The sequence below is a fragment of the Gluconobacter japonicus genome (assembly GCF_015244665.1).
GTDB classification, from domain to species: Bacteria; Pseudomonadota; Alphaproteobacteria; order Acetobacterales; family Acetobacteraceae; genus Gluconobacter; species Gluconobacter japonicus.
In genome coordinates this window covers 243,499-258,741 of sequence record NZ_JABCQN010000004.1, presented here as the reverse complement: position 1 = coordinate 258,741, position 15,243 = coordinate 243,499, and the positions used below count along the sequence as shown (strand labels likewise).

Here is a 15,243-nt window from a genome sequence, read left to right as displayed (position 1 = left end):
TGCCGCCCCCTCAATGCGTACTCAGGGATAGGGCAAAATGCACCATCCCTGTACCAAGAATAGATGTCGCCAATGTCACAAGCGCCGTCAGAACCGCACGTCCACCGATCAGACGGTCCAATTTTCCATTCACAATTCTGTTACCGTCATCCACCTTGGTCTCAAGAGATTTCATCTGGTTACGAAGAGAACTGATCTCCTGACGCATTTCTGTCCGCAGTTGCTCGTACCGATCAGACAGTCCCCCAGCCACAGTTTCCAACCGCAGAACCCGGTCTTCCAGAACCCGCAACGTATATGCACGGCGCTCATTTCCCTCAGAAACCGATGGGCTCTCGCACACCTGCTTTTCCATACATTCTCCAAAAACAGAAAAAGCGCCCCGAAGGACGCTTTATGGCATTAAGCCACAAATATAGAAAAATCCTCACATTCCAGCAACGGAAAAACGATCTCTTGGCCCGCGATCCATGCCGGGGCATAACGGACACCATGACATTACCTCCGACGGAGACCCTGCTGGACCTGCGCGGTCTCGCCTGCCCCATGCCTGTTCTCAAGGCGAACCGTGCGCTCCGCGACATGACGCCCGGCGCCCGCCTTCGCATTCTGGCGACAGATCGCGCCTCGGTGGCAGATTTCCAGTCTTACTGCCGTGAAACAGGACATGCCCTTGTCGCCTTTACCGAAAGCGCAGGCGTCCTGTCCTTCGTCATCCGCAGGCGTGCAGAAACGCAACCCTTCTGAGGAAACTCCCCCGTTCCCGTGCACAGGGCTGGCAAAAGCTGTCATCTGGCTGTAATCCCTCGCTACCTTGTTTCCAAAACATGTCCTGAGGCTTTCCATGCCCGAACCTATTGATGCCATGTCTTTCGAAGAGGCTCTCTCCGAGCTGGAGCGGATCGTCCGTGGTCTTGAGGGCGGACAGATGAAGCTTGAAGACGCCATTTCAGCCTATGAGCGCGGTGCTGCCCTGCGCAAACACTGCGATGCAAAGCTGGGAGAGGCCGAAATGCGTGTGCGTGCCATCGTGCAGAACGATGACGGCAGCACAGGCACGGAGCCTCTTGCCGATACCGGAGAGACCGGCCGATGAGTGCCACCACCACGTCCACCTCCCTCAAGGAGGCTCTCGCCCACGCCTGCACGGATATTGAAGCGACAATCGACGCTCTGCTCCCAATGGTCCCGGGTGACGAATCCGTTCTTCTTGAAGCCATGCGCTACGCCTCCCTCGGCGGCGGCAAGCGTCTGCGCGGCTTTCTGGCCGTAGAAGTTGCTTCCCTGTTTGGGGCGGATCGTCAGGCCGCACTGCGCGTTGCGGCGTCCGTCGAGATGCTGCACGCCTACTCGCTGGTGCATGACGATCTCCCTTCCATGGATGACGATGATCTGCGCCGCGGACAGCCCTCAACGCACCGCCAGTTTGACGAAGCGATCGCTATTCTCGCTGGCGATGCTCTCCAAACACGCGCGTTCGAAATCCTCGTTGAACCTGAAACCAGCCCGGATGCCACAATCCGCGCCAATCTGGCCCTCGCTCTGGCCCGTGCTTCCGGCGCGGCTGGCATGGTCGGTGGTCAGGTCGTGGATATCCGCGGTGAAGGCCGCGCCCTGCCGCTGAACGACGTCCGCCGCCTTCACGCTCTGAAGACAGGCGCCCTGATCCGATACGCAGCCGAGTCTGGCGCCATTCTGGCTGGTGTGAACGATGAACGCCGGGACGCCATCGTCGCTTATGGTCGTGATCTTGGAACGGCTTTTCAGGTCGCTGACGATGTTCTGGACACGACCGCAAGCGCCGAGGAACTCGGCAAAACTGCTGGCAAGGATGAAGCCAGCGGAAAATCAACCTATGTCTCCCTGCTCGGCATTGACGGAGCCCGCGCCGAGGCCCGCCGCCTGAGCGATCAGGCCCGGGAGGCCCTTTCATCTTTCGGCGCACAGGCCGCAGCCCTTAGGGCCCTTGCAGACTACGTCGTCGAGCGCAGGAACTGATTTCATGAGCAACTCGTCTTCTACGATTCCTACTTACGGCCGCTATCCGGTTCTGGACCGCGTAACGCTGCCATCAGACATGCGGAATCTTTCCGTCGATCAGCTCAAGCAGCTTGCTGACGAACTGCGCTCAGAAACGGTTGACGCCGTTTCCACGACCGGCGGCCATCTTGGTGCGTCGCTTGGCGTCGTCGAACTGACCGTCGCGCTGCACGCCGTATTCAACACGCCTGATGACCGGATCATCTGGGATGTTGGCCATCAGGCGTACCCGCACAAAATCCTGACGGGCCGTCGTGATCGCATCCGTACGCTGCGTCAGCCAGAAGGTCTGTCCGGTTTCACCCGTCGCGCGGAAAGCGAATACGACCCGTTCGGTGCAGCACATTCCTCCACATCCATTTCCGCCGGTCTCGGCATGGCTGTGGCGCATCATCTCCACGCCGAAAAAGATCCGAGCTACCACGAACGCAACGTGATTGCGGTCATCGGTGACGGTTCCATTTCTGCTGGCATGGCTTACGAAGCCATGAACAACGCCGCCGTTGCAGGGCCAGGCGCAAACCGCCTGATCGTGGTGCTGAACGACAACGAAATGTCGATCGCGCCCCCGGTCGGTTCAATGTCGAACTACCTGTCGCGCCTGATGTCCTCACGCCAGTTCTTCGGCCTGCGAGATCTGGCTGGCAAGGTCGCCAAGCGCCTGCCTGGCAAGATCGAGCGCACAGCCAAGCGCGCCGAAGAATATGCCCGTGGCATGATCACTGGCGGCACGCTGTTTGAAGAACTCGGCTTCTATTATGTCGGCCCGGTTGATGGCCATGACATGAGCCAGCTTGTTCCCATCCTGCGCAACCTCCGTGATGCGGACGATCAGGGGCCGATCCTGCTCCACATCATCACGGAAAAGGGTCGTGGCTATAAGCCTGCCGAAGCTGCAGGCGACAAGTACCATGCCGTTAGCAAGTTCAATGTTGTGACGGGTGAGCAGAAGAAGGCACCAGCTGGTCCGCCAAGCTATACGTCCGTTTTCAGCCGCGAACTGATGCGCCGCGCCAAGACCGACGACAAGCTTGTCACAGTCACGGCCGCCATGCCGTCCGGCACCGGCCTAACAGCTTTCGCAAAAGCCTATCCTGACCGTTTCTTCGACGTCGGCATTGCAGAGCAGCACGCCGTCACGTTTGCCGCCGGTATCGCCTCCGAAGGTCTGCGTCCGTTCTGCGCAATCTATTCGACGTTCCTTCAGCGCGCCTACGATCAGGTCGTCCATGACGTTGCTCTGCAGAACCTGCCAGTTCGCTTTGCGATCGACCGCGCAGGTCTCGTTGGCGCTGACGGCGCAACGCATGCCGGTTCCTTTGACCTGAACTACCTGTGCTGTCTGCCGAACATGGTCGTCATGGCACCGTCTGACGAAATCGAACTGCTCCATGCGACCGCCACGGCCTGCGAATACGATGCTGGTCCGATCGCCTTCCGTTACCCGCGCGGCAGCGGCATTGGTCTGGACCTTCCTGAAAAGGGCGAAGTTCTGGAAATCGGTAAGGGTCGTATCGTTCGCGAGTCTCGTCAGGCTCCGGGCACACGTTCCGGTGTCGCCATCCTGTCGCTGGGTACCCGTCTGCATGAATCCCTTCGCGCAGCAGACCAGCTTGCCGCACAGGGCGTCGCCGTAACAGTCGCAGATGCACGCTTCGCCAAGCCGATCGACACCAAGCTGGTAGACGATCTGGTGGCCCAGCATGACGTGCTGATCACGTTGGAAGAAGGCGCTATCGGCGGCTTTAGCAGCCTGGTCGTTCAGCACCTTGCTGAAACCGGCAAGCTGGATACGGTGAAGTTCCGTCCGATGGCACTGCCAGACAAATACATCGACCATAACAACCCGGACGTTCAGTACGACGAAGCTGGTCTGACAGCTCCGCATATCGTCAGAACTGCGGCTGCAGCGCTGGGCGTTGAAGTCGCCCAGCAGTCCGCCTGATCCATGGCCAAACGCCGCGCAGACCAGCTCCTCGTTGATCGGGGGCTGGTCGAAAGCCGGACCCGCGCCCAGGCCCTCATCATGGCGGGTCTGGCCTATAATGGGGACAGGCGCATCGCGAAGGCTGGTGACCAGATTCCCGAGGATGCTCCCTTATCCCTCAAAGGGCAGGATCATCCCTGGGTGTCCCGCGGTGGCTTGAAGCTCATTCATGGCATCGAGCATTTTGGGCTGGACCCGAAAGGCCGTATCGCCATTGATGTCGGCGCCTCCACAGGCGGCTTTACAGATGTTCTGCTGACCCATGGCGCCAGCAAGGTCTATGCCGTCGACGTCGGGCACGGTCAGCTTTCATGGAAGATCCGCTCCGACGAGCGGGTCGTCGTCATGGAAAAGACGAATGCCCGCGCCCTCACGGCGGAGCAAATCCCAGAACCGGCTGGCATTGTCGTCTGTGACGCAAGTTTCATCGGCCTCAAGACAGTCCTTCCTGCCGCTCTGGCTCTTACAACGCCTGACGCATGGGCCATTGCACTGATCAAGCCTCAGTTCGAGGCTGGTCGCGGCGAAGTGGGCGCCAAAGGTGTGGTGCGAGATCCGGCTGTCCATAACCGTGTCTGCGCCGAAATCCGGGACTGGTTTGCCTCACTCCCCGGCTGGGAAGTCCTTGGAATCGAAGCCAGCCCGATTACTGGCCCCGAAGGCAATCGGGAGTTTCTTATTGCAGCCCGTCGCACGGAAATTCCAGCCGACGCCTGAATGACTGCATCCGACGCAGGAAAATTCCTGCATCGGATTGCGCGTGTGCCAGAACCAGAGCACCCTGAATCCCACTGACAATCTCTTCCGCAAGATCAATAGCGTCCTTCCGCGACTTTCCAGCTTTGTAAATCGCTGAAGCCAGAGCAGTCTGCCAGTCAGAAAAATAAGCCTGAATCTGTTTCCCGAACGGCGTGTCCCCATCCAATGCCATAAGGCCCATGAGGCAAATTCTCTGACCTGACTGGAAATACTGTTCCGTACTCCGAAACATGCGCTCAATTCCCGCCGACGGGTTTTCAGTCACTTTAAGCGGCACAAAAATTTCTGTCTCAAACCATCGCTGGATATGAGCCAGCACTTCGGTGGCCATCTGCCCTTTCCCATGCGGAAAAAGGTTATAAAGGCTCCCCTTTCCCAGCCCGGTTGCGGTGGTCAAACGACTAAGAGAAGTCCCCTCATATCCATGGTGCCGGAAGACCTCAGCAATTGCCTGAAGAACTGGATCACGGTCCCGACGGGAAGAAGTCGTCACAGACCCATCTCACTCAGCCCTGGATGAAAATCAGGCCGCACCGATTCTTCCCAACGGAATAAACGCTCTGAGTCTCCAATCCGAACGTCATTGATACTGGCATGCCGTTCATCCATCAGCCCGGCATCATTGAAGCGCCAGTTTTCGTTTCCATAAGAACGCCACCACTGACCACTCTGATCGCGCCATTCATAAGCAAACCGTACCGCGATCCTGTTTCCATCAAATGCCCAAAGCTCCTTGATCAAGCAGTATTCAAGTTCCCGTTCCCACTTCCGGATGAGAAATGCCGTAATTTCCACCCGACCAGCGAGAAATTCATCCCGATTTCGCCAACAGCTATCCTGCGAGTAGGCCAGAGCTACCCGCTCCGGGCACTGACCATTCCATGCATCTTCTGCAGCACGAACTTTCTGTATGGCCGTTTCACGCGTGAACGGTGGCAAAGGTAGTCTGACGTTCATAGTGAAGTTTCCTGATTAAAAGGATAAGCCCAATTTGTACCGATCGGTACAAAGAGTCCATCCCATTGCATCAAGACTCACTTTCCTTTGGAAATCCGCGCTCTCTCCGTGCTATGGGTCCGCCGCCATGACCGTCCTGACACACCCAGATACCCGCCCGCGCATCAACTCCGTCGCTTCAGATGATCTGAACGAAGCAGAGCGAGAGCGTATCCGCGCGAAATCCGCCCTCTTTGCTCCGCCGGAAGCACGGCTGGAAGATGGCCGCCGCGATCTGGTTGGCATGTCGCGTGAGGAACTTGCCACCCTGATGACCGAAATTGGCGAAAAGCCATTCCGGGCCAAGCAGATCTGGCACTGGATCTACCACCAGGGCGCGACTGATTTTTCAAAAATGAGCACCATTGCCAAGCCGCTTCAGGCCAAACTGGCAGAACACTTCATCGTCGGCCGTCCCACGACAACGACGGAACAGACATCCGTCGATGCCACCCGCAAATTCCTTTTCCGTTTCCGGGACGGACAGGAAGCCGAGACGGTTTACATTCCGGATCGCAAGGAAGACCGTGGGGCGGTGTGCATTTCTTCGCAGGTCGGCTGCACCCTCTCCTGCACATTCTGTCATACCGGAACCCAGAAGCTCGTCCGCAATCTGGGACCGGCAGAAATCGTCGGCCAGTTCATGGCAGCACGGGACAGCTACAAGGAATGGCCAAGCCCGAGCGCAGACATGCCGCGCTTCCTGTCCACCATCGTTTTGATGGGAATGGGTGAGCCGCTCTATAATTATGACAACGTGGCCAAGGCCATGCGCATCATCATGGATGGTGAAGGCATTGCTCTGTCGCGCCGCCGCATCACGCTGTCCACATCCGGTGTCGTCCCGATGATGGACCGCTGCGGCGATGAACTCGGCATCAATCTTGCCATCTCCCTCCACGCCGTCACGAACGATCTACGCGATCAGATCGTCCCGCTGAACCGGAAATATCCGATCGAAGAACTCATGGCGGCCTGCAGACGCTATCCGGCAGCGTCGAATTCCCGCCGAATCACGTTCGAATACATCATGCTGCGCGGCGTCAATGACAGCGAAGCCGATGCCCGCGAACTGGTCCGCCTGATCAAGGACATGCCAGCCAAGGTCAACCTGATCCCGTTCAACCCATGGCCTGGTTCAGACTTCAAGCCGTCTACACGAGAGCAACTCGCAAAGTTTGCGAAAATCGTGATGGATGCAGGCTTTGCCTCTCCGATCCGTACCCCACGTGGGCAGGACATTCTTGCGGCCTGTGGGCAGCTCAAGACCGAAAGCGAGCGTCAGCGCAAAACCGCCTGACGCCCGGTTTCCCTCACGAACGCGGGATGCTAGAAACGCCTTCCGAACGAAAACCATAAGGACCACGCAGTTATGAGCGCCCATCAGGACGTCAAGAAAGTCGTTCTCGCCTATTCCGGCGGGCTGGACACTTCGGTCATCCTCCGATGGCTCCAGAAGACCTATAACTGCGAGGTCGTGACCTTTACGGCTGACCTGGGTCAGGGCGAAGAGCTGGAGCCAGCCCGCAAAAAGGCCGAGATGTTCGGCGTGAAGGAAATCTTCGTCGAAGATCTGCGCGAGACCTTCGTCAAGGACTACGTCTTCCCGATGTTCCGTGCGAACACGGTTTATGAAGGCCAGTACCTGCTCGGCACGTCCATCGCCCGCCCGCTGATCGCCAAGCGCCAGATCGAAATCGCCGAAGCTGTTGGCGCTGATGCTGTGGCTCACGGCGCAACCGGCAAGGGCAACGATCAGGTCCGTTTCGAGCTCGGCTATTATGCTCTGAAGCCGGACGTGAAGGTCATTTCCCCATGGCGTGAGTGGGAGCTGACATCCCGGACGAAGCTGCTTGAGTTTGCAGAAGAAAACCAGATCCCCGTCACGAAGGACAAGCGCGGCGAAGCCCCGTTCTCTGTTGACGCCAACCTTCTGCACTCCTCGTCCGAAGGCAAACTGCTCGAAGACCCAGCTGTGGCACCTGACGAAATCGTCTTCCAGCGCACGATTTCTCCGGAAGCTGCGCCGGACAAGGCGACGGAAATCAGCATCGACTTCGTCAACGGTGACCCGGTTGCCATCAATGGCGTGGCCATGAGCCCGGCAACACTGCTGACACGCCTGAACGAGCTGGGTCGTGAGAACGGCATTGGCCGTCTGGACATCGTGGAGAACCGCTTTGTGGGCATGAAGTCCCGCGGCATCTACGAAACGCCGGGTGGCACGATCCTTCTGGCTGCTCACCGCTCTATCGAGAGCATCACGCTGGACCGCGAAGCTGCCCATCTCAAGGACAGCATCATGCCGCGCTATGCCGAGCTGATCTATAACGGCTTCTGGTTCTCGCCGGAGCGCCGCATGCTTCAGGCCCTGATTGATGCCAGTCAGCATTCCGTCAACGGTCGCGTCCGCATGAAACTCTACAAGGGCAACGTCGTTTGCGTCGGTCGCGAGAGCCCGAACAGCCTGTACGATACCCGCGTTGTGACATTCGAGGACGACGAAGGCGCGTATAATCAGCAGGATGCGCAGGGTTTCATCAAGCTCAACGCACTGCGCCTGCGTCTCGGTGGCCAGATTGGCCGTCGCGGTGGCGCACTCTGATCCATAACCAGTTGCGGGGGACCATGACCAGCCTGTTTCGCCTTACATCAGCCCTGACCCTTTGTGGTGCACTCCTTGCGGGGTGTGCCGGACACAAAGAAGACGCGCCTGAACTGACGCCTGAGCAGTTCATGGCAAAAGTGCGGGCAGAACCGGGCGTCAAGACCCTCCCCGACGGGCTGTCTTACAAGGTTCTGAAATCAGGGCCAAAGGACGGAGAAAGCCCGCATCGTGGCTCTACCATGATGGTGATCTATGAAGGCCGTCTGCCGGATGGGGGCATTTTTGACAGTTCCGACCAGCATGGTAACGGCGCTTACATGGAAATGCCGCTGGATGGTCTGGTCGAAGGCTGGCTTGAAGCGCTACCCATGATGCATGTCGGAGATGAGTGGATGCTCTACCTTCCCGCCAAGCTAGGTTATGGCAAGCGCTCCATGGGCATCATTCCGCCGAACAGCCCGCTGATCTTCAAGATCCAGCTTCTGGGCGTCAACAACGGGCAGCAGTAAAAACTGCCCTACCCTTCCAGAGAAGCCTCAGGGCTTTTCTGGAAGGCACCAGTGTGCATTGCACCGCGCTTCATAAAGTTCCTGATCGCCCGTCTCTAGAAGACGCCCTGTTTCATGCGTCTTGGCCGTCCAGCGTGCAGGATCGTTGCAGGTATGGCACCGGGCCTCAAGATGAATGATATCGTCGGCAAACTGCATCAGCTTTGACACGATTTCGAACGGCTGCTGCCGATAATCGCTATCCAGCCCGCCAACAGTCACTATTGCCCCACGCAGTTTCGCAGCCTGCAATTCAGCAACAATATCGCCCTCATAATGCGGAGCGACCATGAACTGTACTTCGTCCAGCACGATATGATCGTATTCATCCGCCTGTGAAGGCCACTGGCGCACGGATTGGGCAGCAAAATGTGACCCGTCCCGGCTCACCAGTTCGGCGCCATCCCGCGTATCGAATCCCGGCTTGAGAGCAAGAACACGCTCATGCGCAGCTGCGGCCTTGATCAGATGCGAGGATTTTCCTGCAAACATTGGCCCCACATACAGTACCAGACGTCCCTTGCTGCTCATGCTTTCTCCCTTCGATAGCGCCCATGAGCCCTATCAGGACGGATTTGCCAAGACCCGCCCTTGCTGAATGCGGTCTGAAAATGCGACAAACAGTCCGTGATCAGATTAGACCCCGCAATCCGGCTTCCCCTGTTTATCGCCATTTTTCTGGCGATTGCATTTGTCGTCGGTCATGCCTGGGAAAATCGTGAACAGGCGCCTCGCGAATATTCGAATGAATGCAGCATCTGCCATCATGGTGGACATGGGCAGGTCCGGGCCGTCGCTCCGATCTTTGGTCGGGTCGGCCATATCGCACTGACGCCAGAAGGCCACCGCTACATCATTCATGTGCTGTTGAATGGTCTTGATGGCCCCATTACCGCAGGCGGCGCATCCTACAACAGCTCTATGCCGTCATTTCACCGACTTCCTGACGATGAAATCGCACGGATCCTGACATTTGTGGCCAGTCAGGAAATGTCCTCCGGTGGCCCGACCTTTACAGCCGCAGAAATCGCTGAAGAGCGCAAACATCCGCTTTCTCCCGAAGAAGTTCTGCTCGAACGCCAGAAACTGGAACAGCAGACGCTTCTGCCATGAAACGGATCGCTCTTCCTCTCTGCCTTGCTCTGACCTCTTGTGGAAAGAAGCCGGCTGGACAAGCCGTTTACGGCCCAAACTGCGGAATTTGCCATCATGGTGGTAGCGGTATGCCGGGCGAAACGCCGCCCCTGGTTAATCGGCTGGACGTCATTGCCCAGACGCCGGAAGGCCGCCATTACCTTGCGACGGTTCTTTTAAACGGACTTCGCGGCCGTTTTGACACGCAGGGGTATCGTTATGACTATTCCATGCCCGCTTACCGTGATCGCCTCAGTGATCAGCAGATCGCCGACGTCCTGAACTGGCTGATCGTCCGGGGTCAGAGCAAACCCACACCTGCCCTTACGGCAGCCGAGGTCGCCAGCGTCCGCGCCCAACCGGGCGACCCCGCAACAAGTTATCAAGAACGCCAGATCCTCAATCAGAAGCACCCGCTTCCATGAGGACATTGATTTTCCCCAAAGCTGAAGACTGAGTTCATCATGCAGCGTGTATTTTCCGGCATTCAGCCGACCGGTATTCCTCATCTGGGTAACTACCTGGGCGCCATCCGCAACTGGGCCGCCATGCAGGCAGACCATGACTGCGTTTTCTGCCTCGTGGACATGCATTCCCTCACGATGCCCTGGACTCCGGAAGACCTCCGGAAGCAGACCCTTGGTTCCGCCGCGTGCCTTCTGGCAACAGGCATTGAGCCGACGCGCCTCTACAACCAGTCTGCCGTTAGCGCCCATGCCCGTCTCGGCTGGATTTTCAACTGCGTCTCCCGCCTCGGCTGGCTGAACCGCATGACCCAGTTCAAGGACAAAGCAGGCAAGAACCGAGAAAACCATTCTGCTGGTCTGTATGTCTATCCGAACCTGATGGCCGCTGACATTCTGGCGTTCCATGCCACCCGCGTGCCGGTTGGCGATGACCAGAAGCAGCATATCGAACTGGCCAATGACATAGCCCAAAAGTTCAATCATGACATGGGCACGGACTTCTTCCCGCAAATCGAGGCATTCATTCCGCCAGCAGCAGCCCGCGTCATGAGTCTGCGCGATGGTACGAAGAAAATGTCCAAGTCGGACCCATCCGAGCAGAGCCGGATTGTCCTGACCGATACGCCGGATGAAATTGCTCTCAAGATCCGCCGCGCCAAGACAGATTCCGAAGTTCTGCCGAGTGAAGTTGAAGGACTTGGCGACCGTGCAGAAGCACGCAATCTGGTGGCGATCTACGCCGCAATGTCAGGAGAAACGATGTCTGACGTTCTGGCGCGCTTTGGTGGCGAGGGTTTTGGACCGTTCAAGAGTGCTCTGGCAGATCTTCTGGTGGAGAAAATTGGTCCCGTGGCTACCGAGACCGCACGCCTGATGCAGAACGAAGACCATATCATCTCCGTCCTGCGCGCGGGCGCTGATCGCGCGCGCGAAATCTCCGAACCAATCGTTCAGGAAGCCGAGCGTCTGGTCGGCTTTATTCGCTAAACAGGTTTTATCTGGATGACCGGGAAACCGGCTCATCCAGAAGGTCCATGATTTCGGACGCCGCTGCATCCGCTGGAGTTCCAACGGGCGGCGAAAGTTTTTCAAGCACTTCCGCAAACGCGATACGCTGCTTATCAGCCGCCGCAGGATCGTCCAGCAGCCTGCCAATCGTTGCAGCCAATTTTTCAGGCGTGCAGTTTTCCTGAAGCATTTCAGGAACCACTTCCCGGCCAGCCAGCAGATTGACCATGGCGACATACGGCACCTTGATCATCCGACGTGCCATCATCGCTGTCACGGGATTGACGCGGTATGTGACCACCATGGGAACATTGCCCATAGCCAGCTCAAGGGTGGACGTCCCAGATTTCGTCAGCGCGCCCTGAGCGGCCGCGAACGCATCATGTTTGTCATGAATGTCCGTCACGATATGGGGCTGCACCGGCCATTTCCGGATCAGGTTTCGCACCGTTGGTGCAATGACAGGTGCGACTGGAATAACCGGGCAGATATCCGGATGCGTCTTGCGAAGAATATCCAGCATTTTGCGGAAAACGGGCAGCAGTTTCGGAACCTCAGAGCGCCGGCTTCCCGGCATCAGGATCAGAACAGGCGCATTGTCCGGAATATTATGCCGACACCGGAAACGGGCGGCGTTTCCCTGTCTTACACCCGACTGAAGGACCGGATGCCCGACAAAACGCGCTTCCAGCCCCCGCTGCGCAAACCATTCCGGCTCAAACGGGAGAAGGCACAGAAGCCTGTCCCAAAGGCCCGGAAACTCCTTTACGCGCTTTTCACGCCAGGCCCAGACTTGAGGGGCAACGTAATGAACGCGCTTGATCCCCGAGTTTTCGATTTTCTGAAGCAGCCGAAGTGCGAAGCCCGGACTGTCGATCGTCACAACAAGGTCAGGCTTGCGCAGTTCAATATCCTGCACAGCCTCAAGAAGACGCTGCCTGAGATGCTTCACCTTCGGCAGGACCTCAACCAGCCCCATGACGGCCAGATCGCTCATGGGAAACAGACTATGCAGCCCCAAAGCTTCCATCCGGCCACCGCCAACCCCCGCAAACACCAGACTCGGGTCCTGTGCATGCAGCGCCAGCATGAGACGTGCACCAATCACGTCTCCGCTGGCTTCTCCTGCCAGAATCCAGATCACACGCCCATGCTGGGGAACAGGCGCCCCCGACTTGAAAGACCTGTTCATCGACTGATCGCCTGATCCGGAGTCTGCAAGAGAATTCATCGACGCAGCGTGGCCCCTGTTGCCTTGAAAACTGCACCTTCCACCGATTTGGAAAGCGCTTCAAGGCCAGCCTCGGTCAGACTCTCGGTCTGTGGCTGAAGAACAACCTCCACACCGAGCGAACGATATCCTTCCGGCAGGCTTTCACCTTCGAAGACGTCAAAGAGACGCACATCCTGAATGAGGTTCCGATCCGCCATGCGAACAGCCTTCAGAACACCCTGTGCCTCGACATCCGGTCCGGCAAGGAACGCGAAGTCACGACGAACGGGCTGAAGTGCTGACAGAACAGGCGCGGACTTCTTCTTAGCTTTCGGCTGCGGAATACGATCCAGATACAGTTCAAACGCTACAACCGTTCCACTCAGCCCAAGGGCACGCGCCACGCGAGGATGAAGCTCACCGAAAGTTCCGAGAACGAGCTTCGGCCCCTGACGTACCTGACCAGAGCGACCCGGATGGTAGAAACCGGGGGCGTCTGCCGTTACGGACAACGAGGCTTCCGGCACACCCAATGCGTTTAGAACTGCTGTCAGATCGGCCTTGGCATCCCAAAGCGTCGCTTCCTGCGCTGCACGACCAGGTTCACGCGCCGTCAAACCGCTACGCAGACCGGCAAGACGCAGATGCTGCCCCTCAAAGTCAAAACAGGGCCCAATCTCAAAGAGCGATCCTTCGCCGGAAAGTCCCAACCCGCGAGCCAGATTACGACCCAGAGCACGTGCCAGATTGACGAGTGGCGTTGGACGCAACTGATCCAGATCGGTTGCAATCGGGTTCAACAGACGCTGCGTCTCAGGCACATCCCCGAAAAGGACCGCATCTTCATTGGCGACAAATGAGAAGCCAACTGTTTCCATCATGCCGCGCGCTGCACAGATCCGGCGCAGGAGTGCTGTTCGCGCCTGCAGAGGCGTTACGGCAGGTGCAGAAATCATCGCGGTTTGTGGAAGCGGGACAGGAGGGACAGCATCCAGCCCGTAAAGGCGCAGCACTTCTTCCACCAGGTCGCATTCCGCTTCCATGCGCGACACGCTGGCTGCAGCCTTGGCAGCAACGTCTTCGTCCAGTGTTGCGGCCTGAGCCAGCACCTGTCCGGACGCGACGTCATTCCTCCAGGACGGAACTGCGAATGTCGCGCGCTCATCGTCACGCTCGACAACTTCAAAGCCGAGATGCTCCAGGGAGCGAACAGCGTCATCAGCCGGAATCTGTACGCCACCCAGGGTTGCCAAACGCTCGAAACGGAGAGTCGCCGTACGCTTCCAGTTTGGCACCACGCCAGCTTCCGTGATTTCGCTTGGTTCACCACCACAGAGATCCCGGATCATGATGGTGGCGGCTTCAAGGCCACTCCGCACCAACGCTGGATCAATACCACGCTCGAAGCGCTGACGCGCATCGGTATGAATGGCCAGACGTCGACCTGTCAGGGCGATACGAACGGCATCGAACAAAGCGGCTTCAACAAACACATCTGTCGTGTTCTCATCCACGCCGCTCTGCTGACCACCCATAATGCCTGCAAGAGACTGCACCCCAGCATCATCGACGATCACCATATCATCCGTGCCTAGGACGTATTCATTACCATCCAGAGCCGTGAATGTCTCGCGTGCAGCATGCGTGACGGTCAGCGTATTTCCAGAAAGTTTCGCAACATCAAAGACATGCAGCGGACGGCCAAGGTCGAATGTGAAGTAATTCGTGACGTCAACCAGCCTGGAAATCGGCTTGAGACCAACGGCCTTCAGTCGGCGCTGAAGCCACTCTGGGCTGGGGCCATTCTTTACGCCGCGAATGACACGCCCCACGATATAGGGACAGCCTGGATTTTCCGTCTTCCACGTAATCGGAGACTCGAAATCCCCTTCAACGGCTTCCGTTAACCACGGTTTCAGATGCCCCATGCCTGCGGCTGCGAGGTCACGCGCGATGCCGCGAATGCTCAGCGCATCGCCACGGTTTGGCGTAATCGCAATCTCAATGACCGGGTCATCAAGCTCGGCATACGTCGCATAAGCCTCACCGATCGGTGCCGTTTCCGGCAACTCGGCAATGCCGTTGCTTTCCTCGCCGAGGCCAAGCTCGCGCAGGGAGCACAGCATGCCGCCGCTTTCCTCGCCACGGATCTTGCCCTTCTTGATGGTGATATCGAGCCCCGGGACATAAGTGCCCGGAGGTGCAAAAATCACATGAAGGCCAGCGCGTGCATTCGGTGCGCCGCAAACGACCTGAAGGTCTTCATAGCCTGCCCCAGCTGCCACGCGGCAAAGCTGAAGACGGTCCGCATCCGGATGGCGATGTGCTTCCAGAATTTTGGCGGTCCGAAAGCCAGCGAGCTTCTCGGCTGGATTTTCCACACCTTCGACTTCAAGACCAATGCCGTTCAGACGCGCACAGATCTCTTCACAAGAAGCCGTAAAATCAAGGTGTTCACGCAGCCAGGAGAGAGAGAACTTCAT

General features: G+C 57.9%; 17 protein-coding genes. 11 read left to right on the top strand and 6 right to left on the bottom strand.

The features are described from left to right. Positions 1-10: 10 nt before the first annotated feature. Positions 11-355 (bottom strand): hypothetical protein, encoded by a 345-nt coding sequence (locus tag HKD32_RS10585; RefSeq protein ID WP_010501904.1) that lies wholly within the window; start codon positions 353-355, stop codon positions 11-13. Between the two features lie 137 nt (positions 356-492). On the opposite strand from HKD32_RS10585, the gene HKD32_RS10580 reads away from it, so the two are divergent. From HKD32_RS10580 to HKD32_RS10560, 5 genes are all read left to right on the top strand, one after another. After that, on the top strand, positions 493-747 hold the full coding sequence (locus HKD32_RS10580) for a sulfurtransferase TusA family protein (protein WP_026017447.1): 255 nt from the start codon (positions 493-495) through the stop codon (positions 745-747). Positions 748-844: 97 nt separating this feature from the next. Further along, positions 845-1,096 carry an exodeoxyribonuclease VII small subunit gene (locus HKD32_RS10575; RefSeq protein ID WP_010501909.1) on the top strand — a complete coding sequence of 84 codons (252 nt, stop codon included), beginning with the start codon at positions 845-847 and terminating at the stop codon, positions 1,094-1,096. Next, positions 1,093-1,998, top strand: a complete 906-nt coding sequence (locus HKD32_RS10570) for a polyprenyl synthetase family protein (RefSeq protein WP_010501911.1) — start codon at positions 1,093-1,095, stop codon at positions 1,996-1,998. The genes HKD32_RS10575 and HKD32_RS10570 overlap by 4 nt, the downstream gene beginning before the upstream one ends. Positions 1,999-2,002: 4 nt before the next feature. After that, complete coding sequence (dxs, locus tag HKD32_RS10565; protein ID WP_010501913.1) at positions 2,003-3,985, top strand: 1-deoxy-D-xylulose-5-phosphate synthase; 1,983 nt, start codon at positions 2,003-2,005, stop codon at positions 3,983-3,985. Positions 3,986-3,988: 3 nt separating this feature from the next. Further along, entirely contained in the window at positions 3,989-4,744 is a 756-nt protein-coding gene (locus tag HKD32_RS10560; protein ID WP_061928872.1) for a TlyA family RNA methyltransferase, read from the top strand. Here HKD32_RS10560 and HKD32_RS10555 read toward each other — a convergent pair. Both HKD32_RS10555 and HKD32_RS10550 read right to left on the bottom strand, forming a co-directional pair. Continuing rightward, positions 4,704-5,279: a TetR/AcrR family transcriptional regulator gene (locus HKD32_RS10555; RefSeq protein ID WP_061928874.1), complete on the bottom strand. Its 576-nt coding sequence runs from the start codon at positions 5,277-5,279 to the stop codon at positions 4,704-4,706. The two genes, HKD32_RS10560 and HKD32_RS10555, sit on opposite strands and share 41 nt — an antisense overlap. Next, positions 5,276-5,743 (bottom strand): nuclear transport factor 2 family protein, encoded by a 468-nt coding sequence (locus HKD32_RS10550; protein ID WP_194257958.1) that lies wholly within the window; start codon positions 5,741-5,743, stop codon positions 5,276-5,278. Before HKD32_RS10550 ends, HKD32_RS10555 begins: the two co-directional genes overlap by 4 nt. Before the next feature lie 127 nt (positions 5,744-5,870). Here HKD32_RS10550 and rlmN point away from each other — a divergent pair, with 127 nt between their 5' ends. The 3 genes from rlmN to HKD32_RS10535 all read left to right on the top strand — a co-directional run bounded on the left by rlmN (position 5,871) and on the right by HKD32_RS10535 (position 8,899). Then, positions 5,871-7,082 carry a 23S rRNA (adenine(2503)-C(2))-methyltransferase RlmN gene (rlmN, locus tag HKD32_RS10545; RefSeq protein WP_061928879.1) on the top strand — a complete coding sequence of 404 codons (1,212 nt, stop codon included), beginning with the start codon at positions 5,871-5,873 and terminating at the stop codon, positions 7,080-7,082. A 72-nt stretch (positions 7,083-7,154) separates the two neighbouring features. Further along, positions 7,155-8,387 (top strand): argininosuccinate synthase, encoded by a 1,233-nt coding sequence (locus HKD32_RS10540; protein ID WP_007282854.1) that lies wholly within the window; start codon positions 7,155-7,157, stop codon positions 8,385-8,387. Positions 8,388-8,410: 23 nt separating this feature from the next. Then, positions 8,411-8,899, top strand: coding sequence for an FKBP-type peptidyl-prolyl cis-trans isomerase (locus HKD32_RS10535; protein ID WP_034880451.1), 489 nt, complete (start codon positions 8,411-8,413; stop codon positions 8,897-8,899). 27 nt (positions 8,900-8,926) lie between these two features. Here HKD32_RS10535 and HKD32_RS10530 read toward each other — a convergent pair whose 3' ends face one another. Continuing rightward, positions 8,927-9,469, bottom strand: coding sequence for a thymidine kinase (locus tag HKD32_RS10530; protein ID WP_010501924.1), 543 nt, complete (start codon positions 9,467-9,469; stop codon positions 8,927-8,929). A gap of 96 nt (positions 9,470-9,565) precedes the next feature. On the opposite strand from HKD32_RS10530, the gene HKD32_RS10525 reads away from it, so the two are divergent. From HKD32_RS10525 to trpS, 3 genes are read left to right on the top strand one after another with little or no spacing between them, the layout of a single operon-like run. Beyond that, positions 9,566-10,051 carry a c-type cytochrome gene (locus HKD32_RS10525; RefSeq protein WP_337905523.1) on the top strand — a complete coding sequence of 162 codons (486 nt, stop codon included), beginning with the start codon at positions 9,566-9,568 and terminating at the stop codon, positions 10,049-10,051. Then, positions 10,048-10,497, top strand: coding sequence for a c-type cytochrome (locus HKD32_RS10520; protein WP_194257957.1), 450 nt, complete (start codon positions 10,048-10,050; stop codon positions 10,495-10,497). The genes HKD32_RS10525 and HKD32_RS10520 overlap by 4 nt, the downstream gene beginning before the upstream one ends. 39 nt (positions 10,498-10,536) lie before the next feature. Beyond that, positions 10,537-11,526: a tryptophan--tRNA ligase gene (gene trpS / locus HKD32_RS10515; protein WP_062504693.1), complete on the top strand. Its 990-nt coding sequence runs from the start codon at positions 10,537-10,539 to the stop codon at positions 11,524-11,526. Positions 11,527-11,533: 7 nt separating this feature from the next. On the opposite strand, the gene lpxB is transcribed toward trpS, so the two are convergent. Both lpxB and pheT read right to left on the bottom strand, forming a co-directional pair. Continuing rightward, entirely contained in the window at positions 11,534-12,778 is a 1,245-nt protein-coding gene (gene lpxB, locus HKD32_RS10510) for a lipid-A-disaccharide synthase (RefSeq protein WP_194257956.1), read from the bottom strand. Then, the gene (pheT, locus tag HKD32_RS10505; RefSeq protein ID WP_194257955.1) at positions 12,775-15,243 is read right to left on the bottom strand and encodes a phenylalanine--tRNA ligase subunit beta; all 2,469 of its coding nucleotides are present in this window, start codon (positions 15,241-15,243) and stop codon (positions 12,775-12,777) included. The genes lpxB and pheT overlap by 4 nt, the downstream gene beginning before the upstream one ends.

What these genes read in the sequence shown, in the direction of transcription:
- pheT (WP_194257955.1), bottom strand. Translation starts at nt 15,243, where the DNA reads ATGAAGTTCTCTCTCTCCTGGCTGCGTGAACACCTTGATTTTACGGCT.
- HKD32_RS10550 (WP_194257958.1), bottom strand. Translation starts at nt 5,743, where the DNA reads ATGAACGTCAGACTACCTTTGCCACCGTTCACGCGTGAAACGGCCATA.
- HKD32_RS10585 (WP_010501904.1), bottom strand. Translation starts at nt 355, where the DNA reads ATGGAAAAGCAGGTGTGCGAGAGCCCATCGGTTTCTGAGGGAAATGAG.
- lpxB (WP_194257956.1), bottom strand. Translation starts at nt 12,778, where the DNA reads ATGAATTCTCTTGCAGACTCCGGATCAGGCGATCAGTCGATGAACAGG.
- HKD32_RS10530 (WP_010501924.1), bottom strand. Translation starts at nt 9,469, where the DNA reads ATGAGCAGCAAGGGACGTCTGGTACTGTATGTGGGGCCAATGTTTGCA.
- HKD32_RS10580 (WP_026017447.1), top strand. Translation starts at nt 493, where the DNA reads ATGACATTACCTCCGACGGAGACCCTGCTGGACCTGCGCGGTCTCGCC.
- dxs (WP_010501913.1), top strand. Translation starts at nt 2,003, where the DNA reads ATGAGCAACTCGTCTTCTACGATTCCTACTTACGGCCGCTATCCGGTT.
- HKD32_RS10520 (WP_194257957.1), top strand. Translation starts at nt 10,048, where the DNA reads ATGAAACGGATCGCTCTTCCTCTCTGCCTTGCTCTGACCTCTTGTGGA.
- HKD32_RS10560 (WP_061928872.1), top strand. Translation starts at nt 3,989, where the DNA reads ATGGCCAAACGCCGCGCAGACCAGCTCCTCGTTGATCGGGGGCTGGTC.
- HKD32_RS10535 (WP_034880451.1), top strand. Translation starts at nt 8,411, where the DNA reads ATGACCAGCCTGTTTCGCCTTACATCAGCCCTGACCCTTTGTGGTGCA.
- HKD32_RS10570 (WP_010501911.1), top strand. Translation starts at nt 1,093, where the DNA reads ATGAGTGCCACCACCACGTCCACCTCCCTCAAGGAGGCTCTCGCCCAC.
- trpS (WP_062504693.1), top strand. Translation starts at nt 10,537, where the DNA reads ATGCAGCGTGTATTTTCCGGCATTCAGCCGACCGGTATTCCTCATCTG.
- HKD32_RS10575 (WP_010501909.1), top strand. Translation starts at nt 845, where the DNA reads ATGCCCGAACCTATTGATGCCATGTCTTTCGAAGAGGCTCTCTCCGAG.
- rlmN (WP_061928879.1), top strand. Translation starts at nt 5,871, where the DNA reads ATGACCGTCCTGACACACCCAGATACCCGCCCGCGCATCAACTCCGTC.
- HKD32_RS10540 (WP_007282854.1), top strand. Translation starts at nt 7,155, where the DNA reads ATGAGCGCCCATCAGGACGTCAAGAAAGTCGTTCTCGCCTATTCCGGC.